Source organism: Microbacterium terregens, assembly GCF_039534975.1.
GTDB lineage: Bacteria > Actinomycetota > Actinomycetes > Actinomycetales > Microbacteriaceae > Microbacterium > Microbacterium terregens.
Genome location: NZ_BAAAWH010000001.1, coordinates 713,321 through 739,719 on the forward strand (window position 1 = coordinate 713,321; position 26,399 = coordinate 739,719).

Here is a 26,399-nt window from a genome sequence, read left to right on the forward strand (position 1 = left end):
GTCGGCGCCCCCGGTTGCCGGGATGAGCGGCGCCCAGAGGGGCCTCAGCGCCCGGCACTGCGGCTCAGAGCGCCACCAGTCCGTGATGCGATTCAGAGCAGTTCGCGCGCCTGCTCCACGAAACGGAGATACGCGTCGAGCGTGTCTTCAGCGGTGATGGCACGCAGGATGACCTCGTCCACCCCGGTCCGGTAGTCGGCGAGACGGTCCGGGCCGGGCTCAGTTGCCGCGTCCCACACCGTGCGATCGGGGTCGACTCCCTGGCGGGCGAAGTTCGCGGCGTACGCCGGGACCGCCGCGTAGCGGGCGGTCTCGACCTGGAGACGAGCGTGGGCGTCGGAGTCCAGCGCGGTGCGCACGTACAGGGCCACGTGGGTGCGGGGTGCGACGGCTCGCGCCTCCTCCGCTTGCGCTCGGGCGATCGCGGGGGTGAGCCAGCTCAGCAGGACGCCGTCGGATTTCTCCACGGCGAGGCGGCGCATCTTCGGGCCGAGAGCGCCGACGACGATGCGCGCGGACAGGGCGTCGCGCAGTTCGGAGACCGCCGCCCCCACCCGATCCAGCGCGCCCACGGTGGTCTGACCGGAGCCGACGCCGAGCACGAGCCGCTCCTGCGGCAGCTGGCCGGCCTGCACCTCGCCGAGGATGGTCGCGGCGGGGCGCCTGTCCACCGGAAGGACTCCGGTTGCCAGGACCAGGCGCGAGGTCGCGCGCGCGGCGGCATCCAAGACCGGGAAGGCATCAGCGCCCGGTGTGTCGTTCACCCACAACGCGTGGAAGCCGGCCGCTTCGACCGCCGGTGCCAGCAGTCCCGCCAGTTCAGGTCCGACGGATGCTGCAATCCCCAACGACACGGCACCGCGTTCACTCATGAGGCCAGCGTACGGCCCGTCCGTCTCGTGCGAACGTCGCGTCGGCCGCTTCACGCGGGTCCGCGGCTCCTCTGCGCGTGACGACGGACGCTCTTGCGCCGCCCTGGGGCCGCGAGGAGGATGTCGGCTGAAGTCGCGGGCGAGCGCACGGTCTCTAGAGAGGAGGCCATGATCATGGGGCGCGGTCGGCAGATCACCCAAGAAGAGTCTGAGACTCTTCAGCGCGACCTCGCCGATGCCACCGAACAGTTCGCGGCCATGAACGAAGTGCTGATCGCACTCGGTCGATCGGCATCCGACCCCGACGCGGTCCTCGACAGCATCGTCGAGAGCGTCCGTCGGCTGTGCCGGTGCGAGGCCGCCGCGATCATGCTCATCGAGGGCGGCCACTTCGTTCTCTCATCGTCCGTCGGCTTCTCGGACGAATACGTCAGCTATGTCGGCGATCACCCGTTCAACCTGGACCGCGCGTCGCTGCTCGGACTGGTCACCGCGGATCGCAACATCCAGCAGATCCCGGACGTGCTCACCGACCCGGAGTACGGGCGTCAGGACGTGCAGCGGATCGTGAGGTTCCGGACGGTGATGGCCGCACCGATGCTCCTGGACGACGAGGTCGTCGGCGCGCTGTCGCTGGTTCGCACCGCCGTGGATCCCTTCGACGACCGGGCGCTGGCGCTGGTCGGCGCGTTCGCCGCGCAGGCGGCGGTCGTCGTGCGCAACGTGCATCTGGTCCGCGCGCTCGAGGAGCGCAGTCTGGAGCTCGGGCGAAAGGTCGAGCAGCTGGAGGCTCTGAGCGAGGTCGGCGGCATCGTCAGCTCGAGCCTGGTCCTGGACGAGGTCCTCTCCAACATCATCATGAACGCCGTCCGGTTCTCGGGATGCGACGGCGGATCGATCATGGAGTACATCGAAGAGGAGCGCTGCTTCACGGTGCGGAGCGCCTATGCGAGCAGCCCGGAGCTGCTGGCGAAGCTGCGCACGATCAGGGTCGAGCTGGAAACGACGCTGGTCGGACGCTCGGCGCGGGAGGGGCATCCGATCGCCGTGGCCGATCTGAACACAGTGGCGCTCGATCCGCACCTCCGCCTGCTGCACGATGACGGCTGGCGGTCGGTCCTGGCCGTGCCCGTGCTGCGCGGCGAACGCATCATCGGTGCCCTGGTGGTCAGGCGCAAGACGCCCGGTGCGTTCTCTGCGGACACGATCGAGTTCCTGGAGACCTTCGCGGGTCAGTCCGCGCTCGCCGTCTGGAACGCGCAACTGTTCCGCGAGCTGGAGACCAAGACCGCCGAGCTGCAGGTCGTGAGTCAGCACAAGTCCGAGTTCCTCGCCAGCATGTCGCACGAGCTGCGGACACCGTTGAACGCCGTCATCGGATTCTCCGAAGTGCTGCTGGAGCGCATGTTCGGCGAACTCAACGAAAGACAGGATGAGTACCTCCGCGACATCCTCTCCTCGGGCAGACATCTGCTGCAGCTGCTGAACGACATCCTCGATCTGTCGAAGGTCGAGGCGGGCAGGATGCAGCTGGAGCGATCTGTCTTCTCGGTACGCGGAGCGCTGGACTACGGGCTCTCGCTGGTCCGCGAGCGGGCCGCGGCGCACGGGATCGCGCTGTCCCTCGAGATCGAGGACGGGGTGGACACGCTCGACTCCGACGAACTGCGATTCAAGCAGGTGCTGCTGAACCTGCTGAGCAACGCTGTCAAGTTCACCCCGGACGGCGGTCGCATCGCGGTGGTGGCGAAGCGACAGGACGACTCCATCGCGGTCACCGTGGCCGACAACGGCATCGGGATCCCGCCCGAGGACCGGGAGCGCATCTTCGAGTCGTTCCAGCAAGGGCGACGCGGCACGCAACGGGAAGAGGGCACCGGCCTCGGTCTGACACTGTGCCGCCGCATCGTCGCGCTGCTGGGTGGGTCGATGTGGCTCCAGTCGGAACTCGGCGAAGGCAGCATCTTCGGCTTCACGGTGCCGCTCGGCCCGATCGGCGAGAGAGCGCGCCGGATGGCGGATGCCGCGGCCGACCTCCCGGTGATCGTCGTCGTGGACGACGACCGAGCGTCCCTGGACCTGATGACGGCATACCTCGACGGACTGGGGGTGCGGGTTGCCCACGCGCGCAGCGGCGAGGAAGGGCTCGAACTGATCCGTTCGGTGACGCCGGCGGCCGTCGTCCTCGACATCCGGCTGCCCGGGCTCGACGGCTGGGAGGTTCTCGAGCGGATGCGAGCCGATGACGCGAGCCGCAGCATCCCGATCATCATCGTTTCGATTCTCGACGAGCAGCAGCGCGGCCTGTCGGCGGGCGCGGCCGACTACCTCGTCAAACCCGTCGCTCGAGAATCACTCGTGGCTGCGCTGCGGCGGGCCGGAACGCTGCCCGCAGTCCCGTCCCGGGAGGCGCCGGTGTCGACGAAAGGACCGACCTGATGCCGGGCCACCGCATCCTCGTCGTCGAGGACAACCCGCTGAACATGAAGCTGGTCCGCGACGTCCTCACCGTGTCCGGCTACGAAGTGGTGGCTGCGCCCTCCGGCGAGGAAGGAGTCAGCCTGGCACAGACCTGCGAGCCGGACCTGGTGCTAATGGACATCCAGCTGCCTGGCATCGACGGCTACGAGGCGCTGCGGCTGCTGCGCCAGGACCCGCGGCTGGACGCGGTCCCGGTTGTGGCGGTGACGGCCTTCGCCATGAGAGAGGACCAGGAGCGCGCCTGGCGGGAGGGGTTCGACGGCTATCTCGGCAAGCCGATCAGTGTGAAGGCGTTGGCGGCGCAGGTCGAGAACTTCCTCAGCAGAGGGCGTGCCGATGTCGGCTGACCCGCTCACGATCCTCGCGGTCGACGACCTGCCCCAGAACCTCCGGCTCCTGGATGCCGTCCTGAGCCCTCGGGGCTACCGCATCGTGACGGCTTCCTCCGGCGAGGAGGCGCTGTCGCTGCTTCCGACGTCCAAGGTCGATCTCGTGCTGCTGGACATCCTCATGCCGGGAATGGACGGCTACGAGGTGTGCCGGCGCATTCGAGTACTTCCGGGCTTCGAGTTCCTGCCCATCGTGATGATCACCGCGAGCGGCGACCAGGAGAAGCTCCGCGCTATCGAGGCGGGGGCGGACGACTTCGTGAGCAAGCCGTTCGATCGGAGCGAACTGCTGGCTCGCGTCGCCTCGCTGACCCGCGTGAAGCGCTACCAGGACACGATCGAGCGGCAATCCGCCGAGTTGGCCCGTTGGAACAGCGAGCTGGAGGCGCGCGTGCGCGCTCAGGTCGACGAGCTGCAACGGGTCAACCGACTGCGGAGATTCCTCTCGCCGCAACTGGTGGATCTGATCATCGACTCGGGCGACGAGCGATTTCTGGCGAGCCACCGCCGTGAGATCGTCGTGGTGTTCTGCGACCTGCGCGGCTTCACCCCCTTCGCCGAATCGAGCGAGCCCGAAGAGGTCATGCACGTGCTGGGGGAGTACCACTCCGCGCTCGGCGAGCTCATCCATCGGTTCGAAGGCACGCTGGAGCGTTTCACCGGAGACGGCCTGATGGTGTTCTTCAACGACCCGATGACCTGCGAGGACGCCGCGGAACGGGCCGTCACGATGGCCGTGGCGATGCGGGATCGCGTCACCGAGCTGGCGGCCGGATGGCAAGGGCGGGGCCATGATCTCGCCCTCGGTATCGGTATCGCGCAGGGATTCGCGACCCTCGGCCGCATCGGCTTCGAGGGCCGGTTCGATTACGCCGCTATCGGCAGCGTCACGAACCTGGCTGCCCGCCTCTGCGGTGAAGCCCTCGCATGGCAGATCCTCGTCGCCCAGCGCGTGTACTCCGCCACCGAAGGCCTCGCGGTGGGCGAATCGGTCGGAGCGCTCGAACTGCGCGGTTTCAGTCGGCCGATCCGGGTGTTCGATGTGACCGGCATCGACGAATCGCGAGCGGACCGGGAGAGCGAGGTCATGCCATGACGAGCATCGAGAACGAAGGGTCACGACTCGCGCTGAGGACGCTGTCATCGCTCGGTGCCGAAGAGCGCAACGCGAGGTTCCGTCGACTGCAGGAGCGGATGCATGCGGTGTGGGACTCGATGAAGCTGGACTTCGATGACGAATCCGTGGTCGTCGTCCCGTCCGTCACGCCGGCCGGGTATAGCAGCGGAAGCCTGACGCAGGCGTACGAGGAGCGCTTCCTCTTTCTGCTTCTGCTGCTGCGACAGCCGCACCTGCGGATGATCTACGTCACCTCGATGCCTATCGATCCGAAGATCATCGAGTACTACATCGCGCTGCTCCCCGGGGTCATCCCGAGTCATGCGCTGGCGCGCCTGTCGCTCCTGCCGGTGGGGGACGCGTCTGTGCGCCCGCTCAGCCAGAAGCTGCTCGAGCGACCGCGGATGCTGGCCCGCATCGCGAGCCGGGTGCCGAACCGCGAGCGGTGTCACCTGATCCCGTACAGCACCACCGAACTCGAGCGGGACATCGCGTTGAGCCTCGGCATCCCGCTGTACGGGAGCGACCCGCGCCTGGCGTCACTGGGAACCAAGACGGGATGTCGTCGCCTCTTCGGCGAGGTAGGCGTGCCGCACCCGCTCGGCGCCGAGGACCTGCACAGCCTGGAGGACGTCGCCTCGGCCGTCGACGGGATGCTGGCGCAGCGGTCAGCGATGAGCCAGGTGATCGTCAAGCTCAACGACGGCGTCTCCGGCGCGGGGAACGCCCTGGTCGACCTCGGGGGGATCATGGACGTCTCTCCCGCCGACAGACGCCGCGCCATTCTCGAACGCATCGGGCAGATGCAGCTCGAGTCTCCGCACGTCGAGTTCGGGGCGTATGTCGCGAAGCTCGAAGCGGACGGCGGGATCGTGGAGGAGCGCATCACCGGCGGCGAGCTTCGCAGCCCCAGCGTGCAACTTCGCGCGCGACCCGACGGCACGGTCGAGCTGCTCTCCACGCACGATCAGCTGCTCGGCGGCGCCAGCGGACAGAGCTATCTGGGGTGCACGTTCCCCGCCGATCCGGCGTACTCGAGGCTGATCAGCGAGCCCGCGGTGACGATCGGCGAGCGTCTCGCCCAGGAAGGGGTCCTGGGCCGCTTCGCGGTGGACTTCGTGGTGGTGAGGGACGCCGCCGGCGGTTGGTCGGCCTACGCGATCGAGTTGAACCTGCGAAAGGGCGGCACGACTCACCCGTTCCTCACACTGCAGTTCCTGACCGACGGAACGTACGACGGCGCATCGGGCAGGTATCTCACGACCGGGGGCGCAGTGAAGCACCTCGTCGCGACCGATCACCTCGAGGCTCCCGAGCTGCGCGCGCTCTCGGTCGAGGACCTGTTCGATGTTGTGGCACGGCACGGACTGCACTTCGACCAGGCCCACCAATCCGGCATCGTCTTCCACATGATCAGTTCCCTCACGGAGATCGGAAGAGTGGGGATGACCGCTGTCGGGGACACCCCCGAACAGGCCATGGACATGTACCGCCGCGCCGACGACGTGCTCCTCGATGAGGCGCGGGCGGCCGGACGGGAGCGTGCGCTTCCGGTGTGATCGGACGCCGACGCGGGGCGCCGAGGAGGCTGCATGTGGGGTCGGTGGGTGATGGCGCTGGGCGGTCTGCTCGTCGTGCTCATCACCCCTGCCTTCGCGCTCTCGTACTTCGGCGCCTACGGAGATGAGTACCAAGCGCCGCATGACTGGCTGGCCGCTCTGCAGGATCCGCTCGTCAGCGGCGGCGCGCTCGACCCCGGTTCGACAGCGCAGTACGACGGCTACGGGCTGATGTATCTGGGTGCCTGGGTGATCGGGCTCGTCGGGCTGGTCGGCGTCGTCGGCAGCCAGTGGGTTCGCTTCACTGAGCGGCTCCGTCGCGCGTGGAGTGCCGTGATCGCCACGCTCGCACTCGTGACGGTGGGTGTCTTCGGCGACTACGCCCTCCCCGACGAGGTGCTCGGATTCATCGGATTCGTCCTCACGGGGGTCGGGTTCCTCGCCGCCGCGGTGATGTTCCTGCTGCTGGGGCGTGCGCTCCGCCGCGAACTCGGAACTCGGCGTCGCGCCGCGTGGACGGTCGGCGCACTGGGCATCGTGTCGGTGTTCGGGGGGATGGCGCTCGTCGGGCACATCCCATCAGGACCGGGCCTGGGGTTCGCCGTAGCGGCGCTCGTCGCCGGCCTGGCCCGACCATGGCGGGTCGGGCCGGAACGGTGGGACAGCCTGAGCATCGATCCGGTCGACTAGCCCCGGCGGGCCTCCCTATCGCGCCGCCAGAGCGCTGTCGATGTCGTGGAGCAGGTCATCGATGCTCTCTATGCCCACCGACAGGCGCACGACGTCCTCGGGGACCGCCAGTTCCGTGCCGCGCACCGAGGCGTGTGTCATCTCGTGGGGATAGTTGACGAGCGATTCGACGCCGCCGAGCGACTCGGCGAGCTGGAACAGGCGCGTCGACTCGGCGAATCGGCGGGCGGATGCGGCGTCGCCGAGCGCGACCGAGACGATGCCCCCGAAGCCGGACATCTGGCGGGCGGCCAGCTGGTGCCCGGGGTGCGACGGGAGCCCCGGGTAGTAGACCCGGGCGACGCGATCGTGGCCGTCGAGGAACGCCGCGATGGCCGCCGCGTTCTCGCTGTGTCTCTGCATGCGGATGCCGAGGGTCTTGATGCCGCGCGTGGTCAGCCACGCATCCAGCGGGCCCGAGACCGCGCCGGCGGCGAACTGCAGGAAGCGCGCGCCCTCGGCGACGGCGTCGTCGTCGATCACCAGCGCGCCGCCGACGACATCCGAATGGCCGCCGAGATACTTCGTCGCGGAGTGCACGACCACGTCTGCGCCGTGCCGCAGCGGCTGCTGCAGCGCGGGCGATGCGAAGGTGTTGTCGACCACGACGAGCGCACCGGCGTCGTGGCCGAGGCGCGCGAGTCCGGCGATGTCGGTGATCCGCAGGAGCGGGTTGCTGGGCGTCTCGACCCAGAGCACGCGTGCGGGTCGCTCCTCGAGAGCCGCTGCGACAGCATCCAGATCGCTCATGTCGACGATGCGCAGCCCGATGCCCCACGGGCCGAGGATGCGTGCGATCAGACGATAGGTCCCGCCGTAGACGTCGTTGCCGAGCAGCACCTCGTCGCCGGGCTTCAGCACCGACCGGAGCAGGGCGTCTTCGGCCGCGAGTCCGGACGAGAACGACAGACCGTGACGGCCACCCTCGATCGCGGCGAGCTGGGTCTGGAGCGCGTTCCGTGTGGGGTTGCCGCTGCGACCGTACTCGTAGCCCTGACGCAGACCGCCGATGCCGTCCTGCGCGTAGGTCGTCGAGAAATGCACGGGCGGGATGACCGCACCGGTCGCGGGATCGAAGGCCTGCCCGGCGTGCACGGCAAGGCTGTCGAAACCGCGCGTCGAGTGGTCGGTGGGATCGGTCATGAGCTGCTCCTGGTGGTGGGGGTGGAATCGTCTGATGCCGAATAGCCGTGGGCGCGCATCCAGTCGTCGTCGAAGAGCTTGCTCATGTAGCCGCGGCCGTGATCCGGCAGCAGCACGACCACGACCGCATCCTCGGGCAGGTCCTTCGCAGCGCGGAGGGCGGCGACGACGGCCATTCCGCTGGAACCGCCGACGAGGAGCCCCTCTTCGCGGGCGAGGCGCCGGGTCATCGCGAACGACTCGGCGTCGCCGATGCGGTGGATCTCGTCGACCACGCTCGGGTCGTACGCGGCGGGCCAGAAGTCCTCGCCGACGCCTTCGACGTCGTACGTGTGCACCGGCCCGCCCGAGTAGATGGACCCCTCCGGGTCGGCGCCGATGATCCGCACGGCGCCGGCCGATGCCTCGGTCAGATAGCGCCCGGCGCCGGTGATCGTGCCCCCCGTGCCGATCCCGGCGACGAAGTGGGTGACCCGCCCGTCGGTGTCGCGCCAGATCTCGGGGCCGGTGGACTCGAAGTGGCTGCGCGGTCCGTGCGGATTCGCGTACTGGTTGGGCATGTACGCGCCGTCGATCTCGGCGACCAGGCGTGCCGAGATGCTGTAGTACGACCGGGGATCGTCGGGCTCCACCGCGGTCGGGGCGACCACGACCTCGGCGCCGTACGCGCGCAGCACCGCACGTTTGTCCTCGGCGACCTTGTCGGGAACGACGAAGACGCACCGATACCCGCGCTGCTGGGCGACCAGGGCGAGGCCCACCCCGGTGTTGCCACTGGTGGGCTCGACGATCGTGCCGCCGGGGCGCAGCAGCCCGTCGCGTTCGGCCGCCTCGATGATGTTGGCCGCAATCCGGTCCTTGGACGAACCACCCGGGTTGAAGTACTCGACCTTGGCGAGGACCGTGGCGCGGATGCCGGTGGTGACGCGGTTGAGGCGGACGAGGGGAGTGTTGCCGACGAGGTCGGTCACGCTCTGGGCGTATCGCACGATGGTGTCCTGAGAGAGAGGCCGCGCGTCAGAGGCGCGGGAGATCGTCGGGGTCGTCGGAGTGAGCGCGAGGCGCTCAGCGACAACAACGACAGGTCAGCACGCTTACACAGTAGCCGCTCGGGCCAGCGGCTGCGACTGCACTCCGTTCCCGGTCCGTGGCGGCAACCGGCGGGATGCCGCGGCGTCAGCTCGCGAGCGCGCGGTGCACCGAGGCCACCGCGCTGGACCCCTCGCCCACGGCCGCCGCGACGCGCTTCATCGACCCGCGTCGTACGTCCCCGGCGGCGAAGACCCGCGGCGTGGACGTTTCGAACGGCAGCGGTTCCCGGCCGAGATGCTGCCACTGCTGCAGCGTCTGGGCGGCGACGTCGGTACCGGTCCGGATGAATCCGTCCTGATCCCGATCGAGCATCGTCAGCCACGAGGTGGCCGGCTCCGCGCCTATGAAGCAGAACAGTCCACGGGCGTCGACATCGCCGACGGTGTCGATGCTGACCCGCTCCAGCGCCTCTTCGCCGTCGAGTCCGACGATGCGGGACCCGGTGTGGATCTCCACCCGCGGATCCTCCATGAGGCGCTCGACCAGGTAGGACGACATCCGTGCACCGAGGTCCTGGCCGCGCACGACCAGCCGGACCGGACAGCCGTTCGCCGCGAGGTAGAGAGAGGCCTGACCGGCGGAATTGGCACCGCCGACGACGACGACCGGTGACTCCATGACCTGGCGCAGCTCCAGCTGCGTCGCCGCGTAGTAGATCCCCGCCCGCTCGAAGTCCGACCAGCGATCCAGCTCGAGGCGGCGGTAGGCGGCCCCGGATGTGACGATCGCGGTGCGGGTGCGGATGATGCGCCCGTCGGTGAGGGTGACATCCAGAAGTTCGTCCGCGGGCTCCAGCTTGACCGCCTCGCACGGCGCGTAGACGCGGACGCCGAATTTGAGGGCCTGCAGTGAGGCCTGACCGATCAGGTCCCGTCCGCTCACCCCGAAGGGGAAGCCCAGGAAGTTCTCGATGCGCGATGTCGCCGCGGCCTGGCCGCCGGGAGCGACGGCATCCAGCAGCACCGTGCTCAGCCCTTCCGAGGCGCCGTAGATCGCCGCCGCCAGCCCGGCGGGGCCGCCGCCCACGACCACGAGATCCACGATCTCGTCTCCGTTGGCCTGGTAGCTCAGACCCAGGCGCTCGGCGACCATGCCGGGCGTGGCCCGCAGAAGGGGCTCTCCCTGGATGAACGCGACCGGAAGATCGTCGACGGTGATCCCGTGACCGGTGAGGGATCCGAGTTCACCGGGCTGCAGCTCGACCGCGGAATGCACCAGATCGAGTCGCTCGGCGAATCGGCGAAGCGAGAGGAAATCCCGCGATGAGGTGGGGCCGACGAGCTTGAGCGTCAGCGCCGCCGGGCCCTTGCGCAGCGACTCGCGACGAGCCCACAGCGCGTGGAGGATGAGGTCGCACAGCTCGTCATCCTCGCTCATGAGACGGCGCAGATCGGTCCGCGTCACCATCGACACCCGTCCCGGCGTGGACATCCGCGCGGACAGGAACGCGCCCTGGCCATTGAGCAGGCCCAGTTCGCCGACGAACGAGCGCGGGCCCGGCCGCGCGATCACGGCCTCCTCGACCCACCACAGCGAATCGCGCACAACCTCGAGCTCGCCCGACTCGACGAGGATCATGTCGTATTCCCGGTCGCCCGAGCGAAAGAGGTATTCGCCTGCCGCGACATCCTGCGGGGTGCCGAAGTCGAGCAGGCGCTCCCACTGCGCGTCGGTCAGGTCGGGGCGCTGGATGGGATCCAGATTGTCGTTTTCCATCTTCACCAGACTGCTTTCGATCGTCCCCGCACTATCGGGCGGGGGCAGCGGGCTGCGGTTCCTGCTCGGACTGCTCGAGAGCGCGGATGAGGGACTGGGCGTCGTAGGGACCGGTGTGCCGCCGGCCGTTGATGAACAGCGTCGGCACCGACGTGATGCCCATCGCCTCGGCATCCAGCATGTCGTCCTGCACGCGCCCGGTGACCTCAGCGGACATGAGGTCCCTCTCGAACTTGGGGACGTCGAGACCGAGCTCCCGTGCGAGGCGGATGATGTCGGACGGCCGCTGGTTCTCCTGGTCGGCGAACAACCCTCGTTCGAAGTCGAAGAACTTTCCCTGCAAGGATGCCGCTTCTGCCGCCTCTGCGCCGGCGAGCGCGTTCGGGTGCACCGTTGTGAGCGGCGCGTGGCGCCAGACGTAGCGGAGCCTGTCGCCGAGCTGGTCGTGCACCTCCTGGATCGAGCCGGAGGCTTTGAGGCAGAAGCCGCACTGGAAGTCGCCGTACTCCACGATCGTGAACGGGGCATCCGCCGCGCCGAACACATGGTCGCGCTGGGGGTCGACCCGCCGCATCAGCGTCTGGCCTGAATCGACATCCGGATGGACGGCGTCCGAGACGCGGAAGATCACGGTGGCGATGATGAAGGCGAGCACGGACGCGGCGAGCACGCCGACGCGTGCTTGGTTCTGCGCCGCAGGATCATCGATGGCCAGGTCGACGATGAACAGCGAGATGGTGAATCCGATGCCGCACAGCGCCGCTCCGCCGGCGATGCGGTCCAGTGTCAGTCCCGGCCCGAATTCGCCCAGACGCAGGAGGCGCAGGATGGCGGCGGACCCGAAGACGCCCAGGAACTTGCCCACCACCAGGCCGACGACGATGCCCCACGTCAGCGCCGACGTCATCGCGCCCGCGAGGATCTCGGGGCTGAGCACGACGCCCGCGTTGGCCAGTGCGAACAGCGGGAGGATGACGTACGCGACGTACGGGGCGTACGCGGACTGGAGCCGCTCGTTGATCGAGATGGATTCGCGCAGGCTGTTCGCCGCCGCACGCGCGTACTGCGTGTTGGGGGACTGCCGGAACGTGCGCGCCAGATCGAGCGCGTGCTCCACATCGCGACGGTCAGGACGATACACCGGCACGAGGAGGGCGATCGCGACGCCGGCGAGGGTGGGGTGCACGCCGGAGGCCAGAAAAGCCAGCCACACGATGATCGCCAGGGTCGCGTAGACCGGGCCCCGCCCACCGCGCAGGTATCGGGTGAAGTACACCCCCGCCAACCCGGCCGCGGCGACGAGGAGCGGGAGCGGGTTGAAATTCTCGGTGTAGACCAACGCGATGATGCTCAGCGCCCCGATGTCATCCACCACCGCGAGGGTCAGCAGGAATACGCGCAGCCGACCGGGAACGCGCGGCCCGATCAGCGCGAGCGCGCCGACGAGGAACGCCGTGTCCGTGGAGATCACGATTCCCCATGCGGCCTCGTACCCGGAGCCCGCGGCGATGAGGACGAACAGCAGCGCGGGCACCGCGAGCCCGGCGACGGCCGCGACGACCGGCACCATGGCTCGGGACCAGCTGGTCAGTTCGCCGATCGCGAACTCGCGCCGGACCTCGAGCCCGACGGTGAAGAAGAAGATCGCCATGAGGGCATCGTTCACGAGAGCATGCAGGGTGAAATCGAGCTGCAGATCCCCCACCCCGACGGTCAGGTGCGTCTCCCACAGCGTCGCGTACGACCCCGAGGCCACGTTCGCCCAGATGATCGCGGCGAGCGTCGCGATCAGAAGAAGCAGGGCGCCGATGCGGGTCTGCCCCAGATCGCCGATCTTCTCCGCGATGGAGCGCCGAGTGCGCGAGCGCTGCTCAGCGGGTTCGGGATTGGGCGTCGACGGGGTGCGCGTCAAGTCGGACATTTGTGTGCATTCTCGTCGACCTCCACCACGGCGACAAGTCGAATTCGGGGATCCGAATTCCCGGCCTCCGGATTCTCGGGCGTCGGATTCTCTGCCAACTCCGACGCCCGCGTGTGAGAATGCACACCATCCCCGGCAGACCTGGACCCCACTGTGACCTCGACGTTCATCGCGATCGGCGTGCTCGTCGGCGCAGTGATCCTCCTTCTCGCGTTGCGACCGAGGGCCCAGCACGACATCGCGATCAGCGCGCGCGCGGCGGTGATCACCGGCTCCCTCCCGGTCACCGGCGAGGATGAGCCCGACGCTTCCGCGGCGCTCGCGGCGGCGGAGGCGGTGGGCAGCGCGATGATCCAGGCGGGGTACTCCGTCGACACGATTCAGAACGTGCTCGGCGACATCGCTCGTGTCAACGGGCTGCCGCAGAGCGAGGCGCTGGTATTCCCCAACGCGCTCCTGGTCTCGGCACGCGGTGAGGGGCAGCAGCAGACCGGCGCCGTGGCGAGCGGCGACGGTCAGCTCCTGCTGTCCCAGGTGGACGAGGTCCAGCGCACCGTGGATGCTGCGCGCACCGGCGTCTTGGATGCGCGCTCGACGGTGGAGCGCATCGGCCGGATCCATCAGATGCGACCGACGTATCCGCGGGTGGCCAGGATCGTGGCCTACGCGTTTCTCAGCGGGGCGCTCTCAGTGCTGCTGGGCGCGTCATGGACGGGCGTTTCGCTCTCCGCTGCACTCGGCCTCCTGGCCGGTGCGGCTCTGCTCGTGAGCGAGCGGCTGCCGCGGCGCTATGGGGCGTTGATCACGGTGGCGATCGCCTTCGGCGTCGCCCTCGCGGTGTTTCTTCTCCTTCGATCGGGGTCGGAGGGCGGCATCCTGCCGGCGCTGTTCGCTCCGCTGGTCGTGCTGCTGCCCGGAGCGCTGCTGACGACGGCCGTGCTCGAACTGTGCACCGGGCACATGATCTCCGGCGCGGGGCGACTGGCAGCCGGTGTGATGCAGCTCCTCCTCCTCGGCGCCGGGATCGTCACCGCCGCCGCCGTGGTGGGCGTGCCCGACTTCGAGTTCACCTCGCAGCCGACCGCGCTCGGTCCGATCGCGCCGTGGATCGCCGTCGCCGTCTTCGGCGTGGCCATCTGCGTGCACCGGAGCGCCCCGCGCCGCACGATGCCCTGGATCCTGCTGGTGCTGGCCGTCGGCTATGCGGCGCAGGTGCTCGGTGGGGTGCTGCTGGGAGGCGTGCTGTCCGCCTTCGTCGGCGGTCTGGTGGTGACCCCCGTCGCCGCCCTGGTGGCACGGCAGCCGTCGGGTCCCGCCGCACTGGTCAGCTTCACTCCGGCATTCTGGCTCCTCGTTCCCGGCGCACTGGGCCTCGTCGGTGTGGCCGACGTGCTGGGTGGCGATGCGGCGGGGTCGTCATCGCTGATCGCGACCCTGTCCACGATGGTCGCGGTCGCGCTCGGCGTCCTGGCGGGCTCCAGCTTCTCCAACAGGATGCGTCGGCCCGCGCTCTGATGCCGCTGCGAACTCACGGCGTGCTTTCAGCTTCACGGGACCAAAAACGCCGTGCCCTCTGTTCTTCTCTGTGACGCAGCAGCCAGCCGCGTCGCACAAGGAGGAAACGTGTCACAGGACTACCGCGCGACTGCCGATGCCCTCAGTCGCCTCACACCCGCTCAGTACCGGGTCACCCAGGACGACGGCACCGAGCCGCCGTTCCGCAACGAGTACTGGAACAACCACGAGGCCGGCATCTACGTAGACGTCGTCTCGGGTCAGCCGCTGTTCTCGTCGACCGACAAGTACGAAAGCGGCACCGGATGGCCGAGCTTCACGAAGCCGATCGATGCGCAGGCCGTCACGGAGAAGGTCGACCGGATGCTGTGGATGAAGCGCACCGAGGTGCGTTCGTCCGGCGCGGACAGTCACCTCGGCCACGTCTTCGACGACGGGCCTCGGGAGGCCGGCGGCCTGCGCTACTGCATGAACTCGGCAGCGCTGCGCTTCGTGCCCGTCGCAGAGCTGGAGGAGCAGGGCTACGGTGACTACCGGAGGCTCTTCGAGGACACCACCACCAATCAGGAGAACGCATCATGACCGACACAGGAACCATCACCCGCACCCCCGGCACCGAGACGGCCGTGCTCGCCGGCGGCTGTTTCTGGGGCGTCGAGGACCTCATCCGCAAGCAGCCCGGCGTGCTCGACACCCGTGTCGGCTACACCGGCGGAAGCAACGACCATGCGACATACCGCAACCACCGCGGTCACGCCGAGGCTGTCGAGATCGTGTTCGATCCCACGCAGACCACGTACCGCGACATCCTGGCGTTCTTCTTCCAGATCCACGACCCGTCGACGCTGAACCGTCAGGGCAACGACATCGGGTCCAGCTATCGCTCGGCCATCTTCCCGCTCACGCCCGAGCAGGAGGAGATCGCCCGCGAGACCATCGCCGACGTGGATGCGTCGGGACTCTGGCCCGCGAAGGCGGTCACCACGATCGAGCCCGCGGGCCCGTTCTGGGAGGCAGAGCCCGAGCACCAGGACTACCTCGTGCGGATCCCGCACGGATACACCTGCCACTTCGTGCGGCCCGGCTGGGTGCTCCCGAAGCGCGACACCGCTTCGACCGTCTGACCGGTCACCCGAGACAGGGCCGCAGCATCCGATGCTGCGGCCCTGTCGTCGTCGTGCGGGAACGGCGTCGTTTCCCGGGGTGGCGCGAGCCATGCTGCCGGGTGGGCGGCGAGCATTGCCTTGCCGTCGGGGGCGCACATAGACTCGTGCCGCTGTCTGCCAGCCGTGACGCGAACATCGCCGTTCGTTTCGCGTCGTCACGACCTCAACCCCCCGGGAGTGTCATGAACCGTCGCCTTCGCACGCTTGTCACCGGTCTCGTCGCCGCTGTCCCAGTCCCCGCCCTCGTCTTCGGATCCTCGGCCGCGTGGGCGGACGATCCGATATCTGCACCGACTCTGCCGGATGCCGTGACCGACGACGGATCGACCGCCCCGGCTCCCCGCGGGCTGGCGGACTCGCTGCGCAGAGCCAGCGGCACGGTCGAGGTCAGTGTGCGGCTCGCCGAGCCGGCGATCGCCGAGTCGCTGCCGGAGGGTGCGCTCGCCGACGGACAGGTGCCCGGCCAGGCGGACCAGCGCGCCCAGAAGGACAAGGTCGCCGCTCAGCAGGATCAGTTCCTCGCCGAAGCGAGCGGGCTCGGCGTCACCGAGCTCGGGCGCACCGACCTGGCGGCCAATCTGGTGGTGCTCTCGGTCGACGCCGGCCGGCTCGCGGACATCGCCGCACTCCCCAACGTCCTGTCGGTCCGGCCCATCCGCACCTACGAGACGCACGCGGCGCCCTCGGACGCTGCCGAGTCGGGCAGTCTGGCCCAAGCCATCGATTACGTGCAGGCGCGGCCGCTGCATGACGCGGGCTTCGACGGAACCGGGGTGAAGGTCGCCGTGCTGGACTCGGGCATCGACTTCACCCACGCCAACCTCGGCGGCCCCGGCGACCAGGCGGTCACCGACGAGTGCTTCGCCGGCGCGGCAGCGGCTCCGACGGGCGTGTGCGCGACCTTGTTCGGGCCGGACGCGCCGAAGGTCAAGGGCGGGATCGACTTCGTCGGCGAGGAGTGGCCGAACGGTCCTGCGGTCTTCGACCCGAACCCCATCGACGCCGGCTCCGGGGCGGGCCACGGCACGCACGTCGCCGACATCATCGGGGGCCGCAGCGCCGACGGCAGCCACCAGGGCATAGCCCCGGGGACCGATCTCTACGCGGTCAAGGTCTGCTCGGCGGTGTCGACCTCGTGCGACGGGGTGGCCATGCTGCTGGGCATGGACTGGTCGCTGGATCCCAATGGCGACGGTGACATCTCGGACGCGGTCGACGTGGTGAACATGTCGCTCGGATCTTCGTACGGTCAGGAGCAGGACGATTCGACGACGACCGCCGACAACCTGGTGAACGCCGGCGTGGTCGTGGTCGTATCGGCCGGCAACTCGGCGGACCGCCCGTTCATCGTGGGATCGCCGTCATCCGCAGCCGGGGTGATCAGTGTGGCGCAGACCGCTCTTCCGGACGACCGGCAGTGGGTCATCCAGCCGGATGCCGGACCGGCGATCACCAACGCGGTGCTGCAGACCTGGTCACCGGCTCCGACGTCCGTGCTCAGCGGGTCACTGGCCCGGCCGGCCGACGACGGCGGTGTCGGCTGCTCGGCCGACGCGTATGCTTCCTTCCCTGACGGTGCGGTTGCGCTCGTCCAGCGCGGTGCCTGCAACGTGTCGGACAAGGCGGTCTTCGCACAGGATGCCGGTGCCAGCGCCGTCATCATCTACAACAACGCGCCCGGCGACCCGCCGAGCTTCAGCTTCGGCAGCACCGTCCCGGTGGTCGTTCCGACCTTCAGCATCTCGCAGGCCGCCGGTGCCCGGCTCATCGCGGACGGCGCGTCGAGCGTGACCATCGACCCGGCCGACGCGATCGCACTGACCAACACGATGGTGGGGACCTCCAGCCGCGGCACCACGATCGACGGTCACCGCGCGAAGCCGGACATCGGCGCCCCGGGCGCGTGGCTCTCGGCCGAGACCGGGACAGCCACCGAGGAGACCAACTTCGGCGGCACCTCCGGAGCGGCCCCGGTCGTGTCGGGGGCGGCGGCGCTTCTGATCGACAAGTTCGAGAGCGCCCCACCGTCGGTGATCAAGGCGCGTCTGCTCAACGGCGCCGACAACACGAACCGCACGCCCACCGCCGATGGCTTCATCACCACCCCGATCTCGCGGATCGGTGCCGGTGAGGTACGCGTTGCGCCCTCGGCCGACGCGGTCGGCGTGCTGGCCACCACGGGAACGGGCGGCAACATCGGTCTCGGCATCCCGTCGGTCACCAAGGTCTACAAGACCGATGTCGAGTTGACCCTCACCAATACCTCGGACCAGAACCGTCGGTACGCGCTGGCGGTGAGCTACCGCGACGAGGCAGACCGGGCCGGCGGCGCGGTGACCATTCGCACCGCTCCCGAGAATGTGATGGTCCCGAAGGGCAAGACGCAGAAGATCAAGGTCATGGTGAGCATCGACGGGTCCACGCTGCCGGACTGGCCGTTCGACAGCGTGGGAGCGACCGGCGGCGATGGCTCGCTGCTCAACGGCCCGGAGTTCGACGGCTGGATCACCGCCACCTCCGACAGCGACAGCGTGAAGGTCGGTTGGACCGTGCTTCCCAAGAAGGCTGCGGACGTGAGCGCGGATTCGACGGTCACAGTCAAGAAGTCCGGCGCAGGCTCCCTGAAGCTCAAGAACAGCTCTCTGCTCGCCGCGGGCGACGTGGAACTGTTCGCGCTCACCGGCACGAGCCCGGAGTATCCCGACCCCGCGCCGGGCGAGCCGGGTTCGCCGGGCAGCAACGCCGCCGTCATCGACCTCGCCGCGGTCGGTGTCCGAGACGGCGGAGAGGGCGCCGTTCAATTCGCGGTCGCGACCTACGACCGCCGCACCGTGCTGCCCTACCCGGCGGAGTTCGACATCTACGTCGATGCGAACAACGACGGCGCCGATGACTACGTCGTGTACAACGCCGAAGTCGGCGGCTTCGCCGTCACCGGGCAGACGGCGGTCTACGTCGCGGATCTGAACACCGGTGCGTCGTCGGCGTACTTCTACGTCGACGGCGGGTTCGATTCGTCGACGCAGATCTTCACGGTGCCACTGCAGGCGCTCGGGATCACGCCTGGGCAGACGTTCGGCTACAGCGTGTACGCGTACGACAACTACTTCAGCGGGGCTCTTACGGACGCCATCGAGGACCAGACGTACACGTGGGGAGACGCGAAATACACCCCGTCGGGCACCGTCACCGTGCCCGCGAAGGGACGGGCCACGGTCCCCGTCCAGGCGACCGGCTCGACCGCGCCGTCCACGCAGACCGGTCTGCTGCTGCTGTACCGCACCGCGGCCGAGACCGACTTCGGCGTCGTGCAGATCGCGCAGTAGCCGGTGGACGGGCCGGGCGTCCTGCGGTGCCCGGCCCGTCCGCTCGCTCGCACGGGTCGTCGGCAACGCGTACGGATCGAGCTCAGGCGGTCGGTCCTCCGTCGACGACGCTGTAGCGGTCGGGCTCCGGCGCGCGGGTGAAGCGGCGTCCGGTGATCCGCGTGGGGACGATGCGCACCCAGCGGTACTTGAGCGTCGGGATCCACGGGTGCAGCGGCAGCTCGTCGGCGGCGTCGATCTCGCTCTGCAGCTCCAGGCGCTCGGCCAGTCCTTTCACGATGACGCTCGCTGCGGCGACGTCGTCGTAGCGGTCCGCCTCCAGCGCGACGCGCGGGTTCGCGGTCAGCTCGGCGAGTTTCGATCCGGGCGACGTCCGGAAGTACAGAGCGCCCTCGGACACCACGAAGTTCAGCGGGTAGATGTCGACCTCATCCCGCACCGACAGCGCCAGCCGCCCCACCTCGGCATGCTCGAGCAGGTGCCAGCACTCGTCCTGCGTCATCTCCGTCACGGCTTCGTCTGCGAATTCCCGCATGGGAGTTCCTCCGATCCACTTCGGTGACGCTGCGCGCCACGATCCTGCAGTGCCTCCTCTCAGCCAACCGCACCCGCCGCATTCCCGCCAGGGTCATCGCGACTCGCCCTCGCGGTCGCTCCGCGGAAGGATGGGCGTATGAGCCCCCCTCCGAGCGTTGCGTCGCCGCTGTTCGAACCGCTGCGCATCGGCGGCATCACCGTGCCGAATCGGATCATGCAGGCCGCCCACTCCAAGCAGTACTCCGATCGCGTCGAGTCCGACCGCGAGACCGCGTACTTCGTCCGTCGCTCGCAGGGAGGCTGCGGGCTGTTCGTCGCGGGCAATCAGTTCGTGCACCCTTCCGGATCGATCCGCGGCTTCCAAGATGCCTTCCGCCCGGAGGCTGCAGACGCAGACCGGCGCATGACCGATGCGATCCACGACGCCGGCGCGAAGATCTTCGTCCAGCTGAACCATCACGGAGCCCAGGCGATGCCCGACGGTCCCGACGGCCCGCGACCGGTATATGCTCCCTCGCGCATACTCTCGCCGTCTACCGCGCACGCGACGCGCGAGATGAGCGTCGCGGACATCGGAGAGTTCACGGAGTCCTGGGCGCGTTCCGCCGAGATCGCCCAGCGAGGGGGGTTCGACGGGGTAGAGGTGCACATGGCCCACGGCTATCTCCTGCACCAGTTCCTCTCGCCCCTCTACAACGCGCGCACCGATGAATACGGCGGCGATCTCGAGGGCCGCGTCAGATTCACCCGCGAAGTCCTGGCAGCGGTCCGCGAGCGGGTGGGTGAGGACTTCGTGGTCGGCATCCGCATCGTCGCGAACGAGTTCCATCCGGAGGGAATGGATGCCGCCGCCCTGCGCACCGTGATCGGAATGCTCCAGGAATCCTCCCGCATCGATTTCCTCGATCTCGCCGGTGGCGGCTACCACAACGTCCACTACGTCTTCCCGTCCTCGGCGATGCCGTACGCATGGCTGCGCGATGAGGTCGCAGCGGTCAAGGCCGCCAACCCCGGCATCCCGGTCTTCGGGGTCGGCGCCGCGCTGTCCGTCGAACAGGCCGACGCGGTGATCCGTGACGGGATCGCGGACATGGTGGCCCTGACCCGCGCCCAGATCGCGGACCCCGACCTGGCGCTGAAGCTGCGCGATGGCCGCGAGGACAGCATCCGTCATTGCATCCGTCTGAATCAGGGATGCCTCGGCCGAGGCAGTCGGGGACTCCCCATGTCGTGCACCGTGAACCCGTTGGCCGGCCGTGAGCGGGAGCGCACTCCGCGCCCGGCGGCGGCGTCCGCGCAGCGCTGGGTCGTCGTCGGCGGTGGACCGGCCGGCATGCGTGCCGCGGTCGAACTCGCCTCGGACGGCCACGCGGTGACGCTGCTGGAGCGGACCGCGCACCTCGGCGGACAGCTGCGGCTCGCCGGCGCGGTGCCCGGCCGTGACAGCATCCATCTGCTCATCGACGATCTGCGCCGGGATCTGGCGGCGGCCGGCGTGCGGGTGCGACTCGGGGTGAATGCGACCGCGGAGCTGCTTCGCCAAGGGCAGCCGGAGGGGATCGTGATCGCAACCGGCGCCATCGCTCCCCGCGCCACTTCACTGGCGATCGGCGGCGCGTACCGCGGCGGATTCCCCGACGGCTGGACCGTCGACGCGTTCACCGCGGCATCCGATCCCGCCTCCCTGGGCAGAAGGGTCGCCGTCATCGATGCCGATGGCACGGCGTATGCCTCGGGCATCGTCCTCACCCTGCTCACGAAGGTGGACCAGCTGACCCTGGTGACGCCGTTCGAGACGGTGTTCCCGCACGTCGGCGCCGGCTACGACCGCCCCCTGCTGCTGGAGAGCCTCGGTTCCCATCGCGGCTTCGAACGCTGCGTATCCCACCGCGTGGACCTGGTGGCCCCGGGCTCTCTCGCGCTGACCGACACCGTGACCGGCGCCGTCGGGGTCCGCGATGGGCTGGACGCGATCGTGGCGATCGAACCACGCGCGTCGGTCGCGATCGCGGGAATCGGAGCGGACGACCCGTGGCCGGGAACGCGGATCGTCGCCATCGGCGACGCCTTCACACCGCGCACCATCGACGATGCGATCTTCGAGGCCGTCGAGCTCGCCTACGACGTCGCCGGACTCGCGACGCTGCGGGGGTGACCGCGATGACCCCCAGCACACCGGTCGTTCTGGAGCTGCCCTTCCGTGGCACGTGGCGCACGGAGATGAGCCCCGCCCGCCGGGTCCCCAGCCACGGAACGCACCTGTTCGGCGTCACATACGCGGTCGACTTCGTCGCCGTCGACGAGCGCGGCCGGTCGGCGCCGCCCGGATGGCGGGCGTGGCTGGCGTCCGAGACGCCCGAGACGTTCAGGGGTTTCGGGCAGCCGCTCCTCGCCCCCGCCGCGGGGACCGTCGCCGCCGCCCACGACGGCGAACCCGATCACGTCGGCAGACGGTCGCAGCTGACGCTCCTGCCCTATCTGCTCGGGCAGCCCGCGCGGGTACGGAGAGGGATCGGTGCGATCGCCGGCAACCACGTCGTCATCGCCCTCGGCCCGACCGGGCCGTTCGTGGCTCTCGTGCATCTGAAGCTCGGCAGCGTGCGGGTCGACGTGGGCGATGTCGTAGCGGCGTGCGATCAGGTGGGGGAGTGCGGCAACTCGGGCAACAGCACCGAGCCGTGCGTGCATGTCCAGGTCACCGACTCCATGGAGTGGAGCCGAGCGCGCGGGTTGCCGATCGTGTTCCGTGCGTATCGCAGCGTCACCACCGGCGCCGTCGTCGAGCGCGGGATGCCGGGCGAGCGCGAGATCGTCGAGCCGGTCGTCTCCGCGGGGTCGCCGCCGGATCCGCGCGCGCGCGAGTAGGCTCGCATTCATGGGCAGGTTCATTTACGACACGATGGCAAACTCGGTCGACATCGACGACCGGACGTTGGCGCATCTTCGCATCGTGGTGATGAACAAGCTGCGTCGCACAGAGGCTTTCATGTTCGACGTCGAGGTCGGCGACGGCAGTGGCCGGCGCAGCTTCTGGATGCACCCGTCTGTGCCGATCCAGTTCCACTTCTTCGGCAGCCGCAACCCGCGCATCAATCGCGCGTGGATCGAAGAACTGATGCAGGCCGCGAGCGGTCCGAACGGCCTGACGATCACGCCGGAGCCGTCGGAGGACACTCCCATCGAGGAGTGACGCTCGTCGGCAGCCGCGAGCGGTCAGTTCTCGGTGTGCGCGGGAAGCTCTGACGTCTGCAGCACGTCGTGGCCGGTGGCCAGGCTCGACCCGCCTACCTCATTGCCCCCGACCGTGAGCTTGTCGATCGACAGCTCCTCGACTTCGACCTTGCCCACCGCGAGTGCGGGCTCACTCGCCTCGATGACCTCCACCGGGCCGGTGTCGAAGTGCTCGGCGATGAGCGTGATGCCGCCCGACGAGTTCGCCGAGCTCGCGAGCTCCTCGATCCACTCGCGACTGAGAACCGCCGGCTCTGGGTCGTCGAAGACGAAGCGCAGAGGGATCGACGGGTGCAGCCAGATCGTGCTGCGCCCCCGCGGCTGGCCGTCGGGATGCCGCCACGTCACCGTGAAGCTTTCGCTCCGCCGCAGCTTGGTGGCGATGACGACCTTGAGGTGCGCCAGCGCGCGATCCTCGATGTGAATCGGCGTGGCCGATCCGCCGTAGTAAATGGTGCCCACCGAGTCACCCTAAGCCCTCGTGGCGCCGCTCGCGTGAACAAACTGCGGAATCGTGATCGGATCATGTCGCCGTTCGCAGCGGTGCGAAGCGGTCGCTGGTCAGCGGATCCCGCGACCGGCTCTCCGCGCGTCTGGGGTCCACGTGCGCGGGCTGGCCGCGCTCCACGCGCCGGCCTTCGGTCACGCGCCCGATGTTTCACGGTGTCGAGTCCCACCGGACGTGGGTGCGTTCAGGTCGAGCCGCGCGGGATGAGCCGGGCGGGCAGCACGATCGGCGACGGCGCCAGGACAGCACCGCCCGCGGCTTCGGCGAGGGCGGTGACCGCGGCCGCGGCCATCTCGCGGATCGGCTGCCGCACCGTGGTGAGAGGGGGCGTGAGCCAGCGCGCACCGCGGAGGTCGTCGAAGCCGACGACGAGGACGTCCTCCGGGATGCGCCGCCCGGTCGCCGCGGCCGCGGCGTAGACCCCTGCCGCCATCTCGTCGGAGCAGGCGAACACCCCGAGCCGTTCGCCCGGCCGGAGTGCGCGCAGCAGCGGCAGCACCGCCTGGCGCGCGGACGCCCCGCCCCAGTCGGCCTGCACCGCGGCGAGCTCGGCGCCGGGCCGGACCAGCCGCAGCCCGGCGCGGAAGCCGGTGTTGCGCGCGCGGCCGTACCGGTATGGCGGGGAGCCGAGCACGATCGCGAACCGGGTCGCGCCGCGTTCGGCGAGGTGCAGCGCCGCCGCCAGCCCACCCTCGCGGTCGGTCGTCTGCACGCTCGTGAGGCCCCGAGAGGTCTCGGCCCGCGGATCCATCAGGACGACGGGGATGTCGGCATGGGTCAGCGCCGCCAGCTGCGCGGCGGTCGGCGCGATGAGCCCCAGCACCACGCCGGCCGAGCCTCGGCGGTGGATGCGCATGGGCCAGTCGTCGTCGGGCGTGTCGCGCTCCTCGGTGAGCACGAGGTCGTAGCCGGCCACTGCGGCGGCGCTGCGGGCACCCGCGGTCACCTCGTCGGAGTAGGCGTTGTGGTACGAACCGAGCACGAGGTCGAGCAGGAGCGCGGATCGGGACGGGCGCCCGCCGAGCCCGGGGTCCCGGAGGTAGCCCAGCTCGCGGGCGGCGGTCAGCACGCGGCGCCGCGTCGCGGGGGCGAGGTCGCCGCGTCCCGACAGTGCCCGCGACGCCGTCCCGACGCTGACGCCGGCCTCGGCCGCGACCGCGACCAGAGTCACGCGGGAAGACATCGGACCACTTTCGCGCACCGGCGAGGTTTTGCGCAAGCTTCTCGACCGGCGGAAGCCGCGGTGGCATCGTCGATGACCTCACGCCGGCGACTTCCGCCGACGCCGCTCCCCCGAAGGGACCCCCACGCATGACTCGCACCGCCCTCGTCGTCCGAGGCGGATGGGACGGACACCACCCGGTCGAAGCGACCGACCTGTTCCTGCCGTTCCTCCGCGACCGCGGCTTCGACGTCACCGTCGAAGACGATCCGCAGGTGTATGCCGACGCCGACCGCATGGCGACCACCGACCTCGTCGTGCAGTCCGTCACCATGTCCGAGGCCTCTGCCGAGGCGGTGCGCGGACTGCGCGAGGCCGTCGCCGCGGGCACCGGCCTGGCCGGCTGGCACGGCGGCATCGCCGACTCGTTCCGCGCCAACTCGGATTACCTGCAGCTCGTGGGCGGGCAGTTCGCCACCCACCCGTCGAAGCACCCGGACGAGGTGCGCGGCGATCAGACCGACAACTACCTCGACCACACCGTCGAGATCACCGACCTCGGCCGCACCCACGAGATCATGGCCGGCATCGACGATTTCGTGCTGACCACCGAGCAGTACTGGGTGCTCCACGACGATCTGATCGACGTGCTCGCGACGACCACCCACCCCGTGCAGCCGTACCATCCGTGGCATCGACCCATCACCTCGCCCGCGGTCTGGACGCGTGACTGGGGGCAGGGCCGCGTCTTCGTATCCACGCCGGGGCACAGCCTCGACGTGCTGCAGGACGACAACGTCCGCACGATCATCGAGCGGGGGATGCTGTGGGCGGCCCGGTGACCGACATCGGCATCGTCGGGCTCGGCGTCATCTCGGGTCAGTACCTCGCCACGCTCGCCCGCGCGTCGAGCGTTCGCATCGCGGCCGTCGCCGATCTCGACGCGGCGCGGACGCAGGCGGCGGCGGAGGCGATCCCCGGATGCCGGGCGCTCACCACCGACGAGCTGCTCGCGGATCCCGGCATCCGCACCGTCCTCAACCTCACCATCCCCGCTGCGCACGCCGAGGTGGCGCTCGCTGCGATCGCGCAGGGCAAGGACGTCTACGGCGAGAAGCCCCTGGCGGCGACGCTCGCCGACGCGACACGCATCATGGATGCCGCGGCCGTCGCGGGCGTCCGCGTCGGCGGGGCGCCGGACACCGTGCTCGGCACCGGCGTCCAAACGGCGCGCGCCGCGATCGACGACGGCCTGATCGGGCCCCCGGTGGCGGCGTCGGCCATGTGGATCTCGGCGGGCCACGAGTCGTGGCATCCGAATCCCGACTTCTACTACCGTGCGGGCGGCGGCCCGCTCCTTGACATGGGCCCGTACTACATCACGTCCCTCGTCCAGCTGCTCGGGCCGGTAAGGGCGGTGTCGGGCGCCGCCTCGCGCTCGCGCGACGAGCGCGTGATCGCCGCGGGGCCGCGGGCGGGGGAGAGCATCGCCGTCGAGGTCGACACGCACCTCACCGGCATCCTGCACCATGCGTCGGGAGCGATCTCGACCGTGACCATGAGCTTCGACGCTGTCGCGTCCGCCACCGCGCCCATCGAGGTCCATGGCATCGACGGGTCGTTGGTCGTGCCGGACCCCAACGCCTTCGCCGGCGACGTGCAGGTGCACCGCCGCGGCGGCTCGTGGGAGACCCTCGAGCCGTCCGCCGGGTACGTCGACGCGGGCCGCGGGATCGGCCTGCTCGACCTCGTGGCCGGGCCTGCGCGTGCGAGCGGGGCGATGGCGCTCCACGTGCTCGAGATCATGACCGCGCTCACGGCCTCGGCGTCGTCGGGCGTGCGCGAGCCGCTGCGGACCACCGTGGAGCGCCCGCCGATCGTGCCCCTCACCCCCGCGGCATCCTGGCGGAATCCGTGACCACGGCCCGCGCGCCG

General features: G+C 69.6%; 20 protein-coding genes and 2 pseudogenes. 14 read left to right on the top strand and 8 right to left on the bottom strand.

From position 1 onward, the window contains the following. Positions 1 to 92: 92 nt before the first annotated feature. Positions 93 to 872 (bottom strand): LLM class flavin-dependent oxidoreductase, encoded by a 780-nt coding sequence (locus tag ABD655_RS03340; RefSeq protein WP_344711626.1) that lies wholly within the window; start codon positions 870 to 872, stop codon positions 93 to 95. A 120-nt stretch (positions 873 to 992) separates the two neighbouring features. Here ABD655_RS03340 and ABD655_RS03345 point away from each other — a divergent pair, with 120 nt between their 5' ends. The 5 genes from ABD655_RS03345 to ABD655_RS03365 are packed head-to-tail and all read left to right on the top strand — an operon-like array spanning position 993 to position 7,108. Beyond that, positions 993 to 3,311 (top strand): hybrid sensor histidine kinase/response regulator, encoded by a 2,319-nt coding sequence (locus tag ABD655_RS03345; protein WP_344711627.1) that lies wholly within the window; start codon positions 993 to 995, stop codon positions 3,309 to 3,311. Beyond that, positions 3,311 to 3,700, top strand: coding sequence for a response regulator (locus ABD655_RS03350; protein WP_344711628.1), 390 nt, complete (start codon positions 3,311 to 3,313; stop codon positions 3,698 to 3,700). Before ABD655_RS03345 ends, ABD655_RS03350 begins: the two co-directional genes overlap by 1 nt. Continuing rightward, positions 3,690 to 4,838 (top strand): response regulator, encoded by a 1,149-nt coding sequence (locus tag ABD655_RS03355; protein ID WP_344711629.1) that lies wholly within the window; start codon positions 3,690 to 3,692, stop codon positions 4,836 to 4,838. The genes ABD655_RS03350 and ABD655_RS03355 overlap by 11 nt, the downstream gene beginning before the upstream one ends. Continuing rightward, positions 4,835 to 6,418, top strand: coding sequence for a peptide ligase PGM1-related protein (locus tag ABD655_RS03360; RefSeq protein WP_344711630.1), 1,584 nt, complete (start codon positions 4,835 to 4,837; stop codon positions 6,416 to 6,418). Before ABD655_RS03355 ends, ABD655_RS03360 begins: the two co-directional genes overlap by 4 nt. 33 nt (positions 6,419 to 6,451) lie before the next feature. Next, positions 6,452 to 7,108, top strand: coding sequence for a hypothetical protein (locus tag ABD655_RS03365; RefSeq protein WP_344711631.1), 657 nt, complete (start codon positions 6,452 to 6,454; stop codon positions 7,106 to 7,108). A 15-nt stretch (positions 7,109 to 7,123) separates the two neighbouring features. On the opposite strand, the gene ABD655_RS03370 is transcribed toward ABD655_RS03365, so the two are convergent. The 4 genes and pseudogenes from ABD655_RS03370 to nhaA all read right to left on the bottom strand — a co-directional run bounded on the left by ABD655_RS03370 (position 7,124) and on the right by nhaA (position 13,019). Next, on the bottom strand, positions 7,124 to 8,290 hold the full coding sequence (locus tag ABD655_RS03370; protein WP_344711632.1) for a cystathionine gamma-synthase: 1,167 nt from the start codon (positions 8,288 to 8,290) through the stop codon (positions 7,124 to 7,126). Positions 8,291 to 8,310: 20 nt separating this feature from the next. Beyond that, positions 8,311 to 9,279 (bottom strand): annotated as a pseudogene (locus ABD655_RS03375) (pyridoxal-phosphate dependent enzyme); the annotation flags it as partial. Positions 9,280 to 9,466: 187 nt separating this feature from the next. Next, positions 9,467 to 11,098 carry an FAD-dependent oxidoreductase gene (locus tag ABD655_RS03380; protein ID WP_344711633.1) on the bottom strand — a complete coding sequence of 544 codons (1,632 nt, stop codon included), beginning with the start codon at positions 11,096 to 11,098 and terminating at the stop codon, positions 9,467 to 9,469. Positions 11,099 to 11,129: 31 nt separating this feature from the next. Then, entirely contained in the window at positions 11,130 to 13,019 is a 1,890-nt protein-coding gene (gene nhaA / locus ABD655_RS03385) for a Na+/H+ antiporter NhaA (RefSeq protein ID WP_344711634.1), read from the bottom strand. Positions 13,020 to 13,172: 153 nt separating this feature from the next. On the opposite strand from nhaA, the gene ABD655_RS03390 reads away from it, so the two are divergent. The 4 genes from ABD655_RS03390 to ABD655_RS03405 all read left to right on the top strand — a co-directional run bounded on the left by ABD655_RS03390 (position 13,173) and on the right by ABD655_RS03405 (position 19,026). Then, positions 13,173 to 14,534 (top strand): threonine/serine exporter family protein, encoded by a 1,362-nt coding sequence (locus ABD655_RS03390; RefSeq protein WP_344711635.1) that lies wholly within the window; start codon positions 13,173 to 13,175, stop codon positions 14,532 to 14,534. Positions 14,535 to 14,642: 108 nt separating this feature from the next. Then, positions 14,643 to 15,116 (top strand): peptide-methionine (R)-S-oxide reductase MsrB, encoded by a 474-nt coding sequence (msrB, locus tag ABD655_RS03395; protein ID WP_344711636.1) that lies wholly within the window; start codon positions 14,643 to 14,645, stop codon positions 15,114 to 15,116. Then, on the top strand, positions 15,113 to 15,658 hold the full coding sequence (gene msrA / locus ABD655_RS03400; protein ID WP_344711637.1) for a peptide-methionine (S)-S-oxide reductase MsrA: 546 nt from the start codon (positions 15,113 to 15,115) through the stop codon (positions 15,656 to 15,658). Before msrB ends, msrA begins: the two co-directional genes overlap by 4 nt. A 224-nt stretch (positions 15,659 to 15,882) precedes the next feature. Next, positions 15,883 to 19,026, top strand: a complete 3,144-nt coding sequence (locus tag ABD655_RS03405) for a S8 family serine peptidase (protein WP_344711639.1) — start codon at positions 15,883 to 15,885, stop codon at positions 19,024 to 19,026. An 82-nt stretch (positions 19,027 to 19,108) separates the two neighbouring features. On the opposite strand, the gene ABD655_RS03410 is transcribed toward ABD655_RS03405, so the two are convergent. Further along, on the bottom strand, positions 19,109 to 19,561 hold the full coding sequence (locus tag ABD655_RS03410) for a pyridoxamine 5'-phosphate oxidase family protein (RefSeq protein WP_344711640.1): 453 nt from the start codon (positions 19,559 to 19,561) through the stop codon (positions 19,109 to 19,111). Between the two features lie 138 nt (positions 19,562 to 19,699). Here ABD655_RS03410 and ABD655_RS03415 point away from each other — a divergent pair, with 138 nt between their 5' ends. Genes ABD655_RS03415 through ABD655_RS03425 form a run of 3 tightly spaced genes read left to right on the top strand, consistent with a single transcriptional unit; the run spans position 19,700 to position 22,753 of the window. Next, on the top strand, positions 19,700 to 21,718 hold the full coding sequence (locus tag ABD655_RS03415) for an oxidoreductase (protein ID WP_344711641.1): 2,019 nt from the start codon (positions 19,700 to 19,702) through the stop codon (positions 21,716 to 21,718). A 5-nt stretch (positions 21,719 to 21,723) separates the two neighbouring features. Then, on the top strand, positions 21,724 to 22,428 hold the full coding sequence (locus tag ABD655_RS03420) for a M23 family metallopeptidase (RefSeq protein WP_344715652.1): 705 nt from the start codon (positions 21,724 to 21,726) through the stop codon (positions 22,426 to 22,428). A gap of 10 nt (positions 22,429 to 22,438) precedes the next feature. Continuing rightward, entirely contained in the window at positions 22,439 to 22,753 is a 315-nt protein-coding gene (locus ABD655_RS03425; protein ID WP_344711642.1) for a DUF7882 family protein, read from the top strand. Positions 22,754 to 22,953: 200 nt separating this feature from the next. On the opposite strand, the pseudogene ABD655_RS03430 reads toward ABD655_RS03425, so the two are convergent. Both ABD655_RS03430 and ABD655_RS03435 read right to left on the bottom strand, forming a co-directional pair. Next, positions 22,954 to 23,256 (bottom strand): annotated as a pseudogene (locus ABD655_RS03430) (DUF7882 family protein); the annotation flags it as partial. A gap of 230 nt (positions 23,257 to 23,486) precedes the next feature. Next, positions 23,487 to 24,485, bottom strand: a complete 999-nt coding sequence (locus ABD655_RS03435) for a LacI family DNA-binding transcriptional regulator (protein ID WP_344711643.1) — start codon at positions 24,483 to 24,485, stop codon at positions 23,487 to 23,489. Between the two features lie 128 nt (positions 24,486 to 24,613). On the opposite strand from ABD655_RS03435, the gene ABD655_RS03440 reads away from it, so the two are divergent. Next, entirely contained in the window at positions 24,614 to 25,306 is a 693-nt protein-coding gene (locus ABD655_RS03440) for a ThuA domain-containing protein (protein ID WP_344711644.1), read from the top strand. Then, positions 25,291 to 26,382: a Gfo/Idh/MocA family protein gene (locus ABD655_RS03445; protein WP_378720955.1), complete on the top strand. Its 1,092-nt coding sequence runs from the start codon at positions 25,291 to 25,293 to the stop codon at positions 26,380 to 26,382. The genes ABD655_RS03440 and ABD655_RS03445 overlap by 16 nt, the downstream gene beginning before the upstream one ends. Positions 26,383 to 26,399 lie beyond the last annotated feature (17 nt).